The 19,495-nt window shown below is 37.4% G+C and carries 10 protein-coding genes; all 10 read left to right on the forward strand.

Features of this window, described 5'->3' with window-relative positions; all coding sequences use genetic code 11:
* Positions 1-148: 148 nt before the first annotated feature.
* The 10 genes from IPM14_06200 (at position 149) to IPM14_06245 (ending at position 19,479) form a co-directional block, all read left to right on the forward strand.
* Entirely contained in the window at positions 149-2,962 is a 2,814-nt protein-coding gene (locus IPM14_06200; protein ID MBK9097713.1) for a T9SS type A sorting domain-containing protein, read from the forward strand.
* Positions 2,963-3,061: 99 nt separating this feature from the next.
* A complete protein-coding gene (locus IPM14_06205) occupies positions 3,062-4,348 on the forward strand; it encodes a T9SS type A sorting domain-containing protein (GenBank protein MBK9097714.1) in 1,287 nt (428 codons plus the stop codon).
* Between the two features lie 381 nt (positions 4,349-4,729).
* Positions 4,730-5,914, forward strand: a complete 1,185-nt coding sequence (locus IPM14_06210) for an exo-alpha-sialidase (GenBank protein ID MBK9097715.1) — start codon at positions 4,730-4,732, stop codon at positions 5,912-5,914.
* A 17-nt stretch (positions 5,915-5,931) separates the two neighbouring features.
* Complete coding sequence (locus IPM14_06215; GenBank protein ID MBK9097716.1) at positions 5,932-7,524, forward strand: T9SS type A sorting domain-containing protein; 1,593 nt, start codon at positions 5,932-5,934, stop codon at positions 7,522-7,524.
* 314 nt (positions 7,525-7,838) lie between these two features.
* Positions 7,839-9,731: an exo-alpha-sialidase gene (locus IPM14_06220; GenBank protein ID MBK9097717.1), complete on the forward strand. Its 1,893-nt coding sequence runs from the start codon at positions 7,839-7,841 to the stop codon at positions 9,729-9,731.
* Between the two features lie 2 nt (positions 9,732-9,733).
* On the forward strand, positions 9,734-10,636 hold the full coding sequence (locus IPM14_06225) for a T9SS type A sorting domain-containing protein (protein MBK9097718.1): 903 nt from the start codon (positions 9,734-9,736) through the stop codon (positions 10,634-10,636).
* 541 nt (positions 10,637-11,177) lie between these two features.
* Positions 11,178-13,760, forward strand: a complete 2,583-nt coding sequence (locus IPM14_06230) for a M20/M25/M40 family metallo-hydrolase (protein ID MBK9097719.1) — start codon at positions 11,178-11,180, stop codon at positions 13,758-13,760.
* Positions 13,761-14,203: 443 nt separating this feature from the next.
* On the forward strand, positions 14,204-14,521 hold the full coding sequence (locus tag IPM14_06235) for a hypothetical protein (GenBank protein ID MBK9097720.1): 318 nt from the start codon (positions 14,204-14,206) through the stop codon (positions 14,519-14,521).
* Positions 14,522-14,590: 69 nt separating this feature from the next.
* On the forward strand, positions 14,591-18,721 hold the full coding sequence (locus IPM14_06240) for a response regulator (GenBank protein MBK9097721.1): 4,131 nt from the start codon (positions 14,591-14,593) through the stop codon (positions 18,719-18,721).
* Between the two features lie 161 nt (positions 18,722-18,882).
* Positions 18,883-19,479, forward strand: a complete 597-nt coding sequence (locus IPM14_06245; protein MBK9097722.1) for a hypothetical protein — start codon at positions 18,883-18,885, stop codon at positions 19,477-19,479.
* Positions 19,480-19,495: the final 16 nt, after the last annotated feature.

The following is a 19,495-nucleotide window of genomic DNA, read 5'->3' on the forward strand; positions in this document are numbered from 1 at the left end:
TTAACTTTGCTTGAACTTAATTATAAATATCAAGGAATTATTTTTATTGATGAACTATTCCAAAACGAATTATCTTTTATTATTTATCCCAGCCATTAATCAATTCTCAGTTACTAATTAATCTATCAATTAACTTAAAGGAGCATGAATGAAATATTTGTTGACGATCGCTTATCTCATACTCTTTTTATCATATGTAGGTTTAGCTCAGACAGATAATTCTGAGCAGATTCCTGCGATAAAAGAAGGGTTACGCGAACAATACACTGAAAGCGATTACGAACTCTTCCGTTTCAGGGAGAAGAGCGGGGAAATTTCAAATGAGATTTCCATTATTTATGCAACCGCTGCTGCAGATGCACTGGTCAATAATAATAATGGAAGTACAGGAACATCAAATTTTACCCAGAGCGAAACTTCAATTATAGCTTTTGGTAATAATGTTGTGATTGGATTTAACGATTCCGGTTCATACACAGGTGGGGCGAATAAATTTACCGGATGGTCTTATTCTTCAGATGGTGGTGCATCGTTTGTTGATGGCGGAACCTTACCGACCAGTGCAATTGGTGACGCAGGCGATCCGGTTCTTGCAAGGAATGAAACAACAGGAAGAATTTATCTTTCCACACTTGGATTCAGCGGATCGGGTACGATACAAATGTTCCGCTCTGATGATAACGGTGTTACCTGGCAGGCACCAGTTAATGCAACCCCCGGTGGATCTTCAGAAGATAAGCAATGGCACACAGTGGATAATTTTGCCGGAACAGGCAATGGAAATGTTTATATGATATCACGTCGTTTCGGCGGCTCGCCTGGTATCTATTTCTTTCGGTCTACTGACCAAGGAAGTACTTTTGGACCATCAGGTGGTGTAAATATTTTCTCAGGCGGACAAGGAGCTTTTGTTGCAGTTGGTCCTGATCATTCTGTTTATGCTTTTTATTATAATGGATCAACAAGTATTCAGGTACGTAAATCTACTGACTTGGGAGTATCATTCGGTGCAGCCGTCACTATATTTAACGGCATCAGTGGGGGAGTTAATGGTGACCTTGGTTTAACAGGTAAAAGAAATGGTTTAACTACATTCTCCAGTTTCAGAAGTAACGCATTTCCTCATGTTGCAATCAATCCGGTAAGTGGACATATTTATACAACTTTCAATAATAATCCTGCCGGAACTGATAAAGGAGACATTTATTTAACAATTTCAACAGATAATGGTGCAACCTGGAGTACACCAGATAGAATTAACGATGATGTTACAACTACAGATCAATGGCAGCCAACGATTGCAGTAACTCCTAATGGAAACAGATTAGGCATTTTCTACTACAGTCGTCAGGAAGATACTGCTGAGAATAATTTATTTAAGTATTATGGTCGCATAGGAGTTATCTCTGGATCAACAGTTAACTTTGATCCAAGTTTTGCAATAAGCGATGTTGCTTCACTGCCGGAATTCGGTCGTGATAATGTTGTGAACACTGTTTATATGGGCGATTATAATCATGCATCTGCTACCAATGACGCATTTCATGTTGTATGGTCAGATAATAGAGATGATCTTGCTGGTGGTGCACCTCGTAAAGATCCAAACGTTTATTACGAAAAAATTACTCTCGGTCCTCCGTGTCCAATAGATCCTCCAACAAATCCAAGTCCTGCAAATGGTGCAACTGGTTTACCTTTGACAGGTAACTCTGCAAGCTGGACAAACGGTGTTGGTGCAAATCAGATTGAAGTATGGTTCGGTCAGGGTGTAACTATAAACAAAGTTTATGACGGGCCTCCAATTACAACTTTGTCTCTTGCTTCATTTGAACCATTTACCTACAATACTACTTATAGTTGGCAAGTCAGAGGTAAAAATGATACCTGTCTTGTTTCAGGTCCGTTATGGTCCTTCACAACTATGCAGGATCCGAATTTATTCCAGTGGTGCGAACCATTTGATAATTTAAATAACTGGACGATTTTAGGTCCATTAGGATTAACGAACTGGTCTGCGTATAGTTCAAGCAGTGCAGGCGGAACACCACCTGAATTGAGAATGAGCTGGACACCTTCGTTTACCGGAGTTTCAAAGATCAGATCCGCAGTAATAAATCTTCCAAATAACCAGATCGTAAATTATTCATTTAAGTTTTACCTTGATTGGTATGCTAACCCAAGTGGTATCGTAACAGTAGGAATAACATATGATGGTGGTACAACCAGCATACCATTATATACACAAACCAATCCGACAGGTAATGTGGGTCCAACTGAGATAACCGGCAGCTTTACAACACCTGCATCCGGTTCGTCAAGTGTTCAATTAGAAATAAGCTACGATGGATACTCATTCAATACAGATAATATTTACTGGGATGACTTCTGTCTTGCGCATATCGTACCTGTTGAGCTGACATCATTCACAGCTTCATCAAATGGAAATGAAGTCGAGCTAAGCTGGACAACAGCAACAGAGTTAAACAACCAGGGCTTCCAGGTAGAAAGAATGACAGCAGGCGGTTCATTTGAACAGGTTGGATTTGTTGCAGGATTCGGAACGACGACAGAACCGAAAGCATATTCATATGTAGATACGAAGCTTGAAGAAGGAAGCTATACATATAGACTGAAGCAGCTAGATTTCGACGGAACTTACACATATTCATCAGAAGTAAGTGTAGAAGTTGAAATACCGCTTGAGTATACATTAGAGCAGAACTATCCTAACCCGTTCAATCCAGCGACTACGATAAAGTACGCAATTGCGGAAGACGGATTTGTGAAGTTGGCAGTATACAATATGTTGGGAGAAGAAGTAGCAACGATAGTGAACAATATCCAGAAAGCAGGAAGATATGAAGTCAACTTCAACGCTTCAGGATTATCGAGCGGAGTATATGTATACAGGATAGAAACAACAAACTTCACATCATCAAAGAAGTTAATGTTGATGAAATAGTCTCTGTTAAAAGTCATATTTTAAAGGCTGCTAATTTTAGCAGCCTTTTCTTTTATTACTCAATATCATTTTTTATCAGTAATTAGTATTTTGTTAGATATGAATCAAATCAAAAAAATATTTTTAGTGATGTTGATCTCAGGTGCTTTCTGTTATCCACAGAATTTCTGGGAGAAATTAGATAGCCCTACCTCCACTCTATTAAATTCATTATCATTCATTGATAGTGTGACAGGCTGGGTGTCCGGAGATTCAGGATTAATTTTTCACACTTCAAATGGTGGAAAAGATTGGCAGAAGCAATACGAAAATGATTCGCTGAATATTGTGAACATCTTTTTCCTTGATGAACAGAACGGTTGGGCTTCAGGCTATAGCCAATACTATGAACCTTACGGAACATTTATCCTGAGAACAACCGATGGCGGTAATCATTGGAATTCGGAATATTTAAGATTAGGAGAAGTAATAGTTCATTCATTTTATTTTCTTGATAGTTTGACTGGATTTGCAGTCGGTGGTCCGCAGGTTTTCCACAGAACTACTGATGGCGGCTCCAACTGGAACGCTGTAATTCTTGACAGTTCAATTGCCTCGGGTATCCCATTTATAACAATAAAATTTTTTAGTTCTGAATATGGATATGCTTGTGGTGGAGTGCGCGACATAAAAGGTGTTGTCTGGAGAACCACTGATGCCGGATTAAGCTGGGTGACAGTTGTAGATACTCTCACAACTGAACCGCTTTATGATATTCATATGTTTGATTCGCTTCACATAATTGCGATGGGTGGTGATCCAGAATTCGGATCCAGCCAGGTTATGTCAACCGATGGTGGTATGACCTGGGAATACAGGAGTCTCGGAATTTTTTATTACCCGATAAACATCGGTTTCCGTACAAATGCAGAAGGGTGGGTACCGATGGGTGAACAGAGATTCTTTTTGTACAGTTCTGATTCAGGAGAGAATTGGTCGATTGTGCAAACACCTGACTCGACGCCAGTAATGAAAGTTATTTTCCCTGATTCAATACACGGTTACGGGATTGGACCATATGGAACAATTGTTAAATACATTTATCAGGATCCAGCTAATGTAATTGAGCGAGAGAATACTTTCTCTGATTATTTTCTGGAACAGAATTTTCCAAATCCTTTTAATCCCACTACAACTATAAAGTATTCAGTGCCTAAATATGGTTTTGTAAAAATTGCAGTCTACAATTTACTGGGTGAAGAGATAGCAACTCTCGTAAATTCATTTCACGATCAGGGTAAATATGAAATAAATTTCAATGCTGCCGGATTATCGGCTGGAGTCTATTTATACACTATGGAAACATTAAACTTCATCTCATCAAAAAAACTTGTACTAATAAAGTAAATTCATCGTTATTTAGTATTTCCTGAAGAAAATTATCAATTATTTAGAGACGTCAGAAATTTCGGAAGTTCTTAATTAGTCGAACATTCATTTTTTCGTAGAGTGTTTTTCTTTACCTGATCATGCTTTAATTCACTAAGTAATAAATAAAAACTTATTTGTCGGTTAGTATTTAAATAACATAATTACTTAATTTTGAAGTAATTAAATTTAAGAGATTATTAATTCGTATATAAAAATTGACGATAATTTATTTAATATCATCCAGTAGTGATTACCCCGTACTAATCAATTCTGAACAGAGCTTACTCTAACGCAGATTAGCAAGTGATAAAAAATTATTTAATAACTAACATATTATCAATTTAAAGTGGAGAAGTAATGAAGAAACTCACGACATTATTCTTTGCATTCCTCATTGTAACAAGTGCAGGAAATTTGTTTGCGCAAGGAACTTCTTGGGATGACGCAATCTGGTCGATTGTTCATATAGATCCAAATGCACCACCAAAAGTGCAAAACCCGGATTGGCAGCCAGCAGAGCCAGTCATAAGATATTTTGATTTAGGCGATGGTGTTACTGTATTCCCTAATTTCAGACCCAAACCAACAACCAACACAACGCAATCGGAATTGAGTGTTGATGTTCACCCGACTAACAATAATATTATTTTTGCATCTGCTAATGCTTCCAACTGGCCTGTGTCTTTAATTTATGGAACGGGTGTTTATTGGTCAACTGATGGATCAAATAGTTGGGCAGGCGCTGACGATCCTGGCACACTGACTGGATTCGGCAGAAATAGTGGTGATCCGGTTTCGGTAATTGGCCTCGATGGAAGATGGTATGAAAACTATATTTCTAATTCGAGTGGTCAGGGAGTATCTGTTTCTACTAATAATGGTGTGAGTTGGTCTACTTATACAGTTGCACCTAATCCTGGTAGCCTAGCAGATAAAAACCATTTTATGGTTGATAAACATCCCACAAGTCCATACTTGCATCGAGCATACTGTGTTTGGACAGATTTTGGCGGAGCTAATAATTATGATGCAGTGGTAAGATATTCAACAAATTTTGGTCAAACCTGGAGTACATCAATTAATTTAAGTAATTCACTTTCTTCTTATCTTAATCAGGGAGCTAATGTTCAAACAGGACCTAACGGAGAAGTTTATGTTACATGGGCAGTTTATATAGATGGTACAGTCACTACAGGAGAAGATGGGATTGGATTTGCAAAATCAACAGACGGAGGATTAACCTGGTCAACGCCTATCTATGCATACCAGGCAACAAATTTTGGAATCAGAACTAATAGCTTACCTGGTAAAGGAATGAGAGCTAATTCATTTCCTTCTATGGCTGTTGACAGATCAGGTGGTCCTAACAATGGTACAATTTATATTACCTGGAGCCAGAGAGGTGTAACACCGGCAGGATCTGATCCTGATGTAGTTTTAATTAAATCTACTAACGGTGGAACTACCTGGACAACTCCGATCCGTGTAAATGATGATCCATTGAGCAATGGTAAAGATCAATTCTCCCCTGGAGTACTGTAGATCAATCAAATGGCCAATTGCTACTAGCTTTTTATGATAGCCGTAATGTTCCTAATAGTCAGGCGGAAGTTTTTGTTGCACGTTCTGCAAACGGTGGAGTTACATTTGATAACTTTGTAGTAAGTGATCAAGCATTTGTACTGGATCCTATTTCCGGCTTTTCAAGTAATTACGCAGGTGATTATATCGGAATCGCTGCTTATGATGAAGTTGCTTATCCATACTGGATGAGCGAACAAACCGGAAATGCACAAGGATGGATGGCAAAAGTTGAATTTGGTCCTCCTTGCCCAATCGATCCTCCTACAAATCCAAGCCCTACGAATGGTGCAACAGGATTACCATTAACTGGTAATTCAGCAAGCTGGACAAACGGTATTGGTGCGGACTCAATTGAAGTTTGGTTTGGACCTGCAGGAAATCTTACAAGGGTTTATAATGGCATCCCAATTACTTCACTTTCTTTGGCTTCGTTCGAACCATTTACATACTATACAACTTACGGATGGCAGATTATAGGAAAGAATGATACATGTTCAGTTTCAGGGCCAATCTGGACTTTCACAACAATGCAGGATCCAAACTTATTTGAGTGGTGTGATGAATTTGCAAACTTAAGTAACTGGACAATTGTTGGTCCATTGGGAACAACGAACTGGTCTGCGTATAGTTCAAGCAGTGCAGGCGGAACACCACCTGAATTGAGAATGAGCTGGACACCTTCGTTTACCGGAGTTTCAAAGATCAGATCCGCAGTAATAAATCTTCCAAATAACCAGATCGTAAATTATTCATTTAAGTTTTACCTTGATTGGTATGCTAACCCAAGTGGTATCGTAACAGTAGGAATAACATATGATGGTGGTACAACCAGCATACCATTATATACACAAACCAATCCGACAGGTAATGTGGGTCCAACTGAGATAACCGGCAGCTTTACAACACCTGCATCCGGTTCGTCAAGTGTTCAATTAGAAATAAGCTACGATGGATACTCATTCAATACAGATAATATTTACTGGGATGACTTCTGTCTTGCGTACATCGTACCTGTTGAGCTGACATCATTCACAGCTTCATCAAATGGAAATGAAGTCGAGCTAAGCTGGACAACAGCAACAGAGTTAAACAACCAGGGCTTCCAGGTAGAAAGAATGACAGCAGGCGGTTCATTTGAACAGGTTGGATTTGTTGCAGGATTCGGAACGACGACAGAACCGAAAGCATATTCATATGTAGATACGAAGCTTGAAGAAGGAAGCTATACATATAGACTGAAGCAGCTAGATTTCGACGGAACTTACACATATTCATCAGAAGTAAGTGTAGAAGTTGAAATACCGCTTGAGTATACATTAGAGCAGAACTATCCTAACCCGTTCAATCCAGCGACTACGATAAAGTACGCAATTGCGGAAGACGGATTTGTGAAGTTGGCAGTATACAATATGTTGGGAGAAGAAGTAGCAACGATAGTGAACAATATCCAGAAAGCAGGAAGATATGAAGTCAACTTCAACGCTTCAGGATTATCGAGCGGAGTATATGTATACAGGATAGAAACGACGAATTTCACATCATCAAAGAAGTTAATGTTAATGAAGTAATTCAGATTAATAATCTGTGATACAGAATTAGAAGCCCCGTTTAATCGGGGCTTTTTCTTATGACTGAAACAATGCGTGCATTCAAGAAATTGCAGCAAAATTAATTAGTGTTTTATCATTGGAATTATTTATGTTTATCCAACTTTATTTTTTAATTAACTAAAAATTGCGATTAATAATTAACCTCTTCGTTCTATAGTCACTAAGTTTATTCCAAATGTACTAAGGGGTGAGTTAAGTGAGTTTCAATCCATCTTAACTTGAAAAAAAATAATTCAATAATCAACCTATCATTAATCTTATATGGAGTTCTAATGAAGAAGCGTTCCATAATGCTTCTTGCACTCTTATTGTTATTAAGTGCAGGCAGCAAGTTTCTATTTGCTCAGGGAGAGACAAGCGATCCACGGATATGGTCTGTGGTGAAACTGGATCCCAGAGGTTCTAATAAAATCGATGTACCAGCTACCAACTGGATTCCCGCAGAACCAATAACAAGATATTTTGGAAATGCAGATGCAACTGTAGGACCAAATTTTAGAGTTAAACCTGGAAATACAACACAAACTGAGCTTAGCATTGATGTTCATCCAACTAATTCAGACATAGTCTTTGGGTCATCAAATGCATCTAATTGGCCATTTTCATCTTTCTATGGAACCGGTGTCTACTGGTCATTGGATGGAAGTGTTAATTGGATCGGTTATGATCAACCTCCATTCGGCTCAAACTCAGGTGATCCGGTTTCTGTTATTGGCGTAGATGGTCGATTTTACGAAAACTATATTAATAATTCCTATGGCCAGGGAGTTGCTGTTTCCACAAATAATGGTGTAAACTGGACAACATATACAGTTGCACCAAATCCAGGACAGCTTGCAGACAAAAACCATTATATGGTAGACAAAACACTTACCAGTCCCTATGTCAATAGATCATATTGCGCCTGGACAGATTTTGGCGGAGCTACCGATGGAGAAGTAGTTTTAAGATATTCAACAAATTTCGGGCAGACCTGGTCAGCAAATATTAATGTATCCGGAACGCTTACTCCGCTTAGCGACGCTTTTGCACAAGGCAATAATATTCAAACCGGACCTAGTGGTGAACTTTATGTCACCTATGCAATTTATGATGCTAACTGGACTGATGGCGAAGATGCAATCGGTTTTTCCAAATCAACCAATGGTGGTACCACGTGGACTCACGTGCGTGCCTATAACCAGGTTAATTTTGGAATAAGAGGAAATCTTTCAAGTAAAAATGGAATAAGAGTTTCTTCATTCCCGTCACTGGCAGTTGACAGATCTGGTGGTCCTCGTAATGGATGGATTTATATAACTTATCCGCAAAGAGGTGTTGCACCTGCTGGCAGTGATCCGGATATCGTTTTAATCAAATCTACTGATGGCGGGACAACATGGTCTGCACCTGTTCGTGTGAACGACGATGCATTAAACAACGGTAAAGATCAATATTTCCCATGGTGTACTGTTGATCAGGCTACAGGTCAATTAATGATAATCTTCTACGACAGCCGTGATGTTCCCAATAATCAGGCGGATGTTTATATGGCTGCATCTGTTAACGGTGGAGTTACGTTCGAAAACTTTAAAGTCAGTGATCAGTCGCATACACCTACACCAATTAGTGGTTTAGCTGGTGGTTATGCTGGAGATTATATTGGTGTTGCAGCTCTCGGTGACAAAGCATTTCCGTTCTGGGCAGATAACAGGCTTGGTAGTGATCACTATCAGGCATGGACTGCATCAGTTGAGTTTGGTCCACCGTGTCCAATAGATCCTCCATCAAATCCAAGTCCTGCAAATGGAGCAACTGGTTTACCACTTAATGGTAACACTGCAAGCTGGACAAACGGTGCCGGTGCCACTCAGATCGAAGTATGGTTTGGAACAGTAGGAAATCTAACTCAGGTTTATAATGGTGTACCAATAACTTCACTCTCATTAGCAGGGCTTGAACCTCTGACTTATAACACAACTTATGCATGGCAGATTAAAGGAAAGAATGATACCTGTACCGTGGCAGGACCGATCTGGACATTTACCACAATGCAGGATCCTAATCTGAATTTCTGGTGTGATGAATTCACTAACTTTAATAACTGGACTGTTGTTGGCCCATTGGGAACAACAAACTGGTCAGCAAATAACTCTTCAAGTGCTGGTGGGCAGCTCCCGAATTAAGAATGAGCTGGACTCCTTCATTCAATGGAGTATCAGTGATTAGATCAGTTGCAATTCCATTGTTGAATAATACACTTACAAATTACTCTTTCAATTATTATTTTGATTGGTATGCTGATCCAAGCGGAACAGTAACTGTTGGAATTACATACGATGGAGGTACTACAGTTACTCCTCTTTATAATCAGGTAAATGCAACAGGAAATGTTGGTCCGCAATTAATGACAGGCAGTTTTACAACACCAGCGTCTGGTGCTTCAAACGCTCAATTGGTAATTACTTTTAACGGAAACTCATTTAATAATGATAATATTTACTGGGACGATATGTGTCTCGATTGGGTAGTTCCCGTAGAACTGACATCATTTAATGCAATAGCAAATGATGATGAAGTAGAATTAAACTGGACGACAGCAACAGAAACAAACAACCGTGGATTCAATGTTGAAAGAATGAGTTCAGCAGGCGAATTTGTTCAAATAGGATTCATTGAAGGAAAAGGTACTACAACTGAAACACAAACTTATTCATTTGTAGATACGAAGCTCCAGGCTGGAAACTATACTTACAGACTGAAACAGGTAGATTTCGACGGAACGTACACATATTCATCAGAAGTAAGTGTAGAAGTTGAATTACCGCTTGAGTATACATTAGAGCAGAACTATCCGAACCCATTCAATCCAACGACAACAATAAAGTATGCAATAGCAGAAGATGGATTCGTAAAGCTGGCAGTATACAATATGCTGGGAGAGGAAGTAGCAACGATAGTAAACAATATACAGAAAGCAGGAAGATACGAAGTTAGCCTCGATGCCGGTGAATTATCAAGCGGCGTTTATGTATACAGAATAGAAACCGCAAACTTCAAATCAGCAAAGAAACTTATGTTAATGAAGTAATTGCATTGAGATAATTCTAAGTCTGAATGAAGACATTAAAGCCCTGCATTGCCGGGGCTTTTTATTTACCGCTATTTGGGTTAGAATATCTGCAAATGATTTTCTAATTTTAGATTGTAATTTAATTTTTGAGATACATTACCAGATAGATACTGGAATGCTTAGATGAAAATATAAAATCCATCTTAATCAAATCGATCGTCATTCCCTGTATCCTTATCGTTCTATAAATATTTTAGCTGAGGTCTAATATGAAATTTTATACTTACCTTTTTTTAATAATTATTGTTTCTTTTAGTAAACTTTTTTCGCAGGATTCAGAATATTATCTCATCTCTTTATCATTAAAAAATGATCAAGTTAAAAATAAGATTGAAAGTCTCAGCCTTCCTGTGATCTATCTTAATGATGAAAAACTGATAACTGTCATTTCCTTAGAAAAACTTTTAAACTTGAATCTTACGGAATAAGTTACTCCGAGCTGGATCAATGCACATCATCAGATAAGTTCACCATAATCAGTTCAAAGAAAGAATATGATTTGATATCAAAACCGGGAATTGAACAGATAGTTTATAAAGGAACTGATTTCGCAATAGTCAAAAACACTGCCCTCAGAGCTGAAGACGCTTTACTTAATGGTTTTAAAATTGTCGAACTGAATGGAAGCAGTATTTTTAAAAAAGAGAAAAGAATCTGGAACTTTGATAAGTCTCAATTAAGTGATTCGCTAATTATGCAAATAACATCTTCTGTAAATCAGGATAGTGTAAGGTATGTAATTCAGAGTCTCCAAAATTTTCAAACCCGATTTCTCCTAGCTGATACCCGAGATGCTGTAGCCGAGTGGATAAAAAACAGGTTCTTGGAAATAGGTATGACAGATGTAGTGATTGATTCGTTTCAATATCAGGGAACGTGGCAGAAAAATGTTGTGGCTACTTTACCAGGCATTTATGAACCGCAAGTATACAACATTGTTGGAGGGCATCACGATTCTTACTCATCGGGCAATCCGATGGTTTTTGCACCCGGAGCTGATGATAATGCAAGTGGGACAGCAGCAGTGATTGAGATAGCCAGAGTCATTAAAGCAAATAATTATCAGCCGGAATCAACTATTAAGTTTATAACTTTTGCAGCAGAGGAATATGGTTTGTGGGGCAGTGTAGATTATGCTCAGAAAGCTTTAAACTCCGGAATGAATATTAAGATAATGATTAATCACGACATGATAAGCCACACAAATTATCCGGCCACACAAAGCAAGGTTGATATAAACCGATACAGTGGATTTGAATATCTGCGTGACCTTGCTTTTTATTGTGTTGAGAATTATTCAATACTCGAACCGAGCAATGGTGGTCAAAACAGTTCTGGTTCAGACAGTTATTCATTCTGGGAACGTGGATTTCCGTCAGTATATTTTGAAGAAAATAATTTTAGTCCATTCTATCACTCACCGGCTGACACAATCGGGAACTACAGTATGGAATATTGTGCCGAGGTGATCAAATCTTCCTGTGCCACTTTAATTCTAAATATTGTTATGCCGACAATGATTCAGAATTATAAACTTGTAGATGCAGGAACCGGCAATTCACTTCTTCTTTCGTGGAGTCGGAATACCGCCCCTGATTTTTATTTTTACAAAATTTATATTGGTAATCAATCCGGGGTTTACGATACCGTACTGACCACTACTGATACTACTTTTACTGTAAATGGTTTAATGGAAGGAAATCTTTATTATGTTGGTGTTTCAGCTTTTGACACTGACGGTTATGAAAGTATGATTGTTGAAAGGTCAGCAACACCATTGGAGTTTCCCACTGCTCCACAGGGCTTTACTGCCACTCCTCTCTGGCATCAGGTTAAACTCTTCTGGAATAGGAATAAAGATTACGATTTTTATGGATATAATCTATACCGTTCAGACACTGAAGGTCAGCTTGGAACTAAACTAAATCAAGATATTCTATTTGATTCATTATATATAGATGAAACTGCGTCGAAGGGAATTTATTATTACTATACTGTTAAAGCAGTAGATAGTTTGTTGAATGAAAGTATCAATAACATAACATTACGATCTCGAGTAGTTTCGTTGGATCAGGGAATTTTAATAGTTGATGAGACTTCCGATGGAGATGGCTCAATTATGAATCCAACAGATACTGAAGTTGATGATTTTTACAATGGACTTTTAACTCATTTTAATAATAAGCAGTATGATATGATTGAAGAAGGCCAGATTAGTCTGGCAGACCTCGGTGCTTTCTCTACTGTTATCTGGCATGGTAATGATTTTACACATATAACATCTCCGTTTGAGTATAAAAATGAATTGATTAAGTACCTCGACTTCGGTGGAAAATTTCTTTATACAGGTTATAGACCATCAAAAGCATTCGAAAATATTACCAGTCTTACCAGTACTTTTAGCAGTGGTGATTTTATTTTCGATTACCTAAAAATTCAAGAAACAAAAGGAACTCTGGTTGCGTTATTTAATGAAGCAAAAAGCAATGCATCCGGGTATAGTAATATTTTTGTGGATTCAATGAAGACATTTTCATCAAATAATTATCATTTAAAATATATTGAGATGATCAAATCATCAGCTGATGGCACTGAAATTTTTAATTACGGAACAAACTACGATTCAACATCACCGCAAGGATATTTACAAGGTAAACCAGTTGGAGTAGAATATATCGGGAATGATTTCAAAGCCATTACTCTTAGTTTCCCGCTTTATTATATGAATAAAAATCAGGCGAGATCACTAATCCAATATATCTTAGCAAATAAATTTGATGAAATAATGCCAGTTGATGATTTTGTAAATGAAATTCCATCTGCATACCAGTTGTTCCAGAATTATCCAAATCCCTTTAATCCAAGTACAAGTATACAGTATTCTATACCAGAAGACGGATTTGTGAAGCTGGCAGTATACAATATGCTTGGAGAAGAAGTAGCAACGATAGTGAACAATATACAGAAAGCAGGAAGATACGAAGTTAACTTCAATGCATCAGGATTATCTAGCGGAGTATATGTATACAGGATAGAAACGACGAATTTCACATCATCAAAGAAGTTTATGTTAATGAAGTAATACAGATCAATAATCCGTGATACAGAGTTAAAAGTCCCGTTCAGACGGGGCTTTTTTATTTTACAATCAAACATAAGACCAATTTCAGTCTGATTAAAAATTTTTCTGAAATCAGAGGATACGTGTAATTATTACAATCACTGACTAAATAAACAGCTAAACTATATTCAGACTCCACTTGATTCTTAAATTTTCATTTAGCAAATTGTTAACGAATCAATTTTAAAATTGAGGGCGGGCAGGATGGTGCAGTTTTTTTGTCACTACTTTCCTTAATGATGTTGTAGGAGGCAGACAGTGAGGAAGTATCAGTACCTAAAATTTCTTTTCTTAATTAACTTGCCGGATAATCATATCTGTTCTAAACACTATTATTATTTTTTTTCAGAAGAAATTTTTTCTGATCAATTAAACAATTATTATAAATTATTAAGGAGGAGAAAATGCCAACAATTGAAATAATCGAAGAGCGAGGTTTCTATCGCGCTAATGATATTGTGGTTAAAGCCGACGACTCAGTCGATATAAAAACGAGCATACCAAATAGAATTTTTACAGTTATTATTTCGAATAAAGATGGTTTTTTTAATTTAAATGAAAGTCTTATCGATGAAGATGTTGCATCTGCAAGTGGTAACATTGTCCTGGGAACTGTCGCTGCAGGTAACGGAGAGGTGGAAAAAACTTATGAAATACATGTTGACAGTGCATCTCCAATTCCGGTAATTGATGCGCCGCCTAGAATAATCAGAGTGTCATGATCAATTAATTCATTTATAAAATATATCTCTGATAGTCATTACTTTTTATTTTATGTGATTAAGATTTAAATGATTTTCTGTCATAAAATAATTTTAAGCTTTTTATTAGTATCCAGCTTTTTACTTGCTCAAGAAAGCAATATCCAATTCGAGCATCTTTCCTCACAGGATGGATTAGCTTCCAACACAGTATTTAGTATCCTGCAGGATAACAAAGGGTTTATCTGGTTTGGTACTTACGACGGATTGGACAGGTATGACGGATACAAGTTTACCCACTTTCAAAACATTGAAAATGACAGTACAAGTATAAGCGACAATAAAATCCGGACAATGTGTAAAGATGATGACGGTAATCTGTGGATAGGTACCTGGAATGATGGATTGAATAAATTGGATCCTATTACTGAAAAATTCACTCGCTACAAGCACAATCCGGATGATCCAACAAGTCTAAGTAGCAATAATATAATTTCACTTCGCATCGATAAAACAGGCAATCTTTGGATCGGTACGAATGGTGGTGGATTAAATCAATTCGACATAAAAAATCAGAAATTTTATCATTACAAAAACGATCCTGACAATCCTTTAAGTTTAAGTGATAATTCTATTTACTCACTTTATGAAGATCGAAACGGTACTTTGTGGATCGGCACAAATCTGGGCGGACTGAACCGATTCAATAAAGAAAGCAATACTTTTACTTCTTTTAAACGTAAGCCGGATGATTTAAATAGTATCAGCAGTAACTATATCACATCTATTTTTGAAGATAAAGCAGGTAATTTATGGATTGGTACTGCAAACGGTAAACTTGATAAGTATGATTTTCGAAGCGGTAGATTTGAACACCATTCCGGTTCTTCAGATGATTTTAATATAAACAGCTTCATCTGGACTATAATTGAAGATGTGAAGGGAAATTTGTGGATAGGCACTGATAGTAACGGTTTAGTTTTATATGACAGACAGAAACACCAATTTTTTTCCTATAAACAAATTTCCAGTGATCCAAAATCTCTCAGTGATAATACTATTGTTTCTGCTTACACTGATAGAAGCGGAATTTTATGGCTGGGCACCTGGAACAGCGGTATTAATAAATTAAGTCCTTTCAACAAAAAATTCTCGACCTTAGTTCACAATCCTGATGACCCAAACAGCTTAAGTGGAAACAGCATCTTTCCAATTTATGAAGATAGTTATGGCGATCTTTGGATAGGAACAGATGTGAATGGACTAAATAGATTAGAAAAAGGGTCTAACAAGATTATAAGATATTTAAACTTACCGAACGATCCATATAGTGTGAGTGGCAATGGCATTAATTCTATTTGTGAGGATGGCACGGGAAATTTATGGATAGGTACAAATGAAAATGGGTTAAACCAATTTGACAGAAAGAACAACAAATTCATACGGTTTAAAAATATTCCGGGTGATCCTGCCAGTATAAGTAAAAATGCAATTTCGCGAATGTTCCTTGATCGTAAAGGTAATTTATGGATTGGTACTGGAAGTGGCGGGCTCAATAAACTTCAAAAAAATAGCACAAAGTTTATTCATTATATTCCTGATCCCGATAATCCTAAAAGTATCATGCCACAAACGGTTTTTGCAATTAATGAAGATAGAAATGGTAAAATATGGGTTGGAAGTGATGGCGGTGGTTTAAGTATGCTGGATGAGAACACGCAGGAGTTTATTCATTTCAAAAATGAACCCGGAAATTTCTCAAGCTTAAGCCACAATTCAGTTTCAGTAATTCATCTTGATAAAAGTGGAAACCTATGGATAGGTACAAGCGGCGGAGGTCTCAATAAATACATTCCTGCCGAGAAAAAATTTATTCGTTACAAATCTAAAGACGGTTTACCTAATGATATGATTTGTGGAATACTCGAGGATAATCATGGTAATTTATGGGTCAGTACATATAAGGGTCTAAGTAAATTTAATCCTCAAACTGAAAGCTTTAGAAATTTCGGTGTCGAAGAAGGATTGCAGGGAAATGAGTTTAATAACTGGGCATTCTTCAAGAGAAGAAATGGAATAATGTACTTTGGAGGTACTAACGGTTTAAGTTTCTTCCATCCTGATAGTCTGGGAGATAATCTAGTTATTCCGCCAATTGTAATTACAGACTTTCAACTTATGCATAAGCCGGTTCAAATCGGTTACGATTCTGCCTGGGGAAGAACGATCCTCAGTACATCCATAAATGAAACTAAGCAGGTTGATCTGAATTATGATGATAACATTATTTCTTTTGAATTTTCTGCTCTCGACTTTAATAATCCTGATAGAAATCAATATGCTTATTTTCTTGAAGGATTTGATAAATCGTGGACGCATACCAATGCAAACAGAAGAGTGGTTACTTATACAAATCTGGAACCGGGAGAATATAATCTCAGGGTAAGAGGTTCAAATAATGATGGTATCTGGAACGAAGCAGGAACTTCTCTCAAAATAATTATAAGCCCGCCCTGGTGGTCTTCGTGGTGGTCTTACGTACTTTATGGATTTGTATTGGTAATTGCATTTACAATCTCTACAAGAATTTATCTCAACCGTCAGAGATTAAGCACTCAACTTAAGCTCGAACGTGAGCACGCAGAGAAACTTGAAGAAGTTGATAAAATGAAATCAAACTTCTACGCAAATATCTCTCACGAGTTCCGTACACCATTAATGCTGATTCTGGGTCCCGCAGAAAAACTTATTTCAAAACTGAAAGATGATGACGGACAAAAGCAGATCGGATTGATAAAAGGCAATGCTAAACGTTTGATTAATCTTATTAACCAGCTGCTCGATCTTTCACGGCTTGAGGCAGGAAGGCTTAAGCTTAATGCAGCGCTTGGTAATATTTCGCAGTTTGTAAAAGGATTGGCAATGGAATTTGAATCCGTTGCCGAACAGAGAGACATAACACTTAAAATAATTTTAGAGAAAGAGGATATAGAAGCTTATTTCGACAGAGAAAAAATGGAAAAGATAATCACCAATCTCTTGTCGAATGCTTTTAAATTTACACCGGCAGGCGGAAGAGTTACTGTTGTAGTGAAAGAGACAATCCTTCATCAAGTTGAAATTGTTGTCAGAGATTCGGGAATTGGAATTCCAAAAAGCGAGCTACCAAAAATATTCGACAGGTTTTACCAGGTTGATGGGTCAATAACAAGAGAGCATGAAGGAACCGGAATCGGATTAGCATTAACTAAAGAACTTGTTGAGCTTCATAAAGGAAATATTTTTGTTGATAGTGTTGAAGGACACTGGACCGAAGTAAAAATTTCACTTCCACTTGGCAAAGAGCATCTTTTGGAAACCGATATTATTGAACCGTCAGACTATCAATTAAGGAAAATGGATTCACTTGTGGATTATCTTCAGACAGAAGAGGAAGAAGATGAATCTTTGAGTGAACATCTGATAGACAAAACCATCGTACTTATTGTTGAGGATAATCCAGATGTCAGGGAGTATGTTAAAGATGCATTGAAAGCGGATTATCACGTTGAAGAAGCAGCAAATGGCGAACAAGGGCTTAGAAAAGCAGAAAAAATTATTCCTGACTTAATAGTAAGTGACATCATGATGCCTAAAATGGATGGCTATGAGATGACAAGACAATTAAGACAGGATCAAAGGACAAGTCATATTCCCATAATTCTTTTAACTGCTAAATCAGATAAAGACAGCAAGCTCCAGGGTTTGGGTCTTGGTGCAGACGATTATCTTATCAAACCGTTCGATTCAGAAGAGCTTCTTGCCAGAATAAAAAATCTTATTGAAACAAGGAAAATGCTGCAGGAAAAATTTGGGAGCGGAACGGAAGTGTTGCAAAGACCCGCAAAAGCCAACATAAGCTGTTTCGATGAACAGTTTCTTAGCAGAGTTATGATGGTAATTGAAGAGCACCTCTCTGAAGAACAATTCAGCATAGAAGAATTTGGTAAGGACGTCGGTATGAGCAGGTCTCAAATTCATCGAAAATTGAAAGCCCTTACAGGTAAGTCAACAAGTGTATATTTAAGAACTGTAAGATTGGCAAAAGCAAAGCAAATGATTGAACAGAAAAAGGGGAATATTTCCGATATTTGCTATGCTGTTGGATTCTCTAGTCCTGCCTATTTCAGCCGTTGTTTTAAGGAAGAATTTGGATACGCCCCAAGCGAGCATACAAGATAAATAACCCATTTTTAAGCATTTCTGAAAGACTTCGTTAAAAAAGCAACATAGCTGCAAGAGATTGCAACATAGTTAATACCCACCCCTAGCCTCAATTTTATTTATTTACAAAGCGAATTCTGGTAAAAATGTTCAACGCTTTTTGCTGTAAGGAGGTATAAATGCTAAAATCACTAAAATCCCAATTTTTGGCTCCGGTTGACCGGATTTGGAGGCGAGTTCCGCCTATTTGCTTATTTATTATACTTTTTGCAGCCATTTCTTTGATTCCGCAGGAAAATGCTTACTGGAAAAACGCAGCGGTTGGAAAAAGCAAAATCTTTTCGATTTCATTCATTGACAAACAAATCGGTGTGGCTAACTCCGCAGATGGTGAAGTATTGGTAACATCAGATGGTGGCTTAAACTGGAAAGCAGAAAGTGTTGCTTCATCCGGGATACAATCAAACCGTGCTGAAATATATTGGAAGGCTGATGTCTTTTGTGCGATAATGAAGACGACTGATGGAGGTAATTCCTGGATTCCTTACGACGATGGTAAACAGGAACATTTTTGCGGTGTTTATCTAAAAGATGAAAATACTGGCTACAAAGTCGCAAGCGAGTTTCTTAATAAAGTGACAATGGAGGTAAACTATTATTACATGACTGACAAGCTTGACTCACTATTAAATCACCCGCACCAGTGTACCGAGTACTATAAAAATCCTAAAGAAGGATGGGCATTAGGATGGTGTGTCAGTAATTTCAATAAATAAGTCATCTTATAAGGAG

It is taken from the genome of bacterium (assembly GCA_016716565.1).
Classification (GTDB): domain Bacteria; phylum Bacteroidota; class Ignavibacteria; order Ignavibacteriales; family Ignavibacteriaceae; genus IGN2.

Bases quoted from the DNA above. Each gene is read 5' to 3' on its own strand.
- IPM14_06200 (MBK9097713.1), top strand. From the start codon at position 149: ATGAAATATTTGTTGACGATCGCTTATCTCATACTCTTTTTATCATAT.
- IPM14_06205 (MBK9097714.1), top strand. From the start codon at position 3,062: ATGAATCAAATCAAAAAAATATTTTTAGTGATGTTGATCTCAGGTGCT.
- IPM14_06210 (MBK9097715.1), top strand. From the start codon at position 4,730: ATGAAGAAACTCACGACATTATTCTTTGCATTCCTCATTGTAACAAGT.
- IPM14_06220 (MBK9097717.1), top strand. From the start codon at position 7,839: ATGAAGAAGCGTTCCATAATGCTTCTTGCACTCTTATTGTTATTAAGT.
- IPM14_06225 (MBK9097718.1), top strand. From the start codon at position 9,734: ATGAGCTGGACTCCTTCATTCAATGGAGTATCAGTGATTAGATCAGTT.
- IPM14_06235 (MBK9097720.1), top strand. From the start codon at position 14,204: ATGCCAACAATTGAAATAATCGAAGAGCGAGGTTTCTATCGCGCTAAT.
- IPM14_06240 (MBK9097721.1), top strand. From the start codon at position 14,591: ATGATTTTCTGTCATAAAATAATTTTAAGCTTTTTATTAGTATCCAGC.
- IPM14_06245 (MBK9097722.1), top strand. From the start codon at position 18,883: ATGCTAAAATCACTAAAATCCCAATTTTTGGCTCCGGTTGACCGGATT.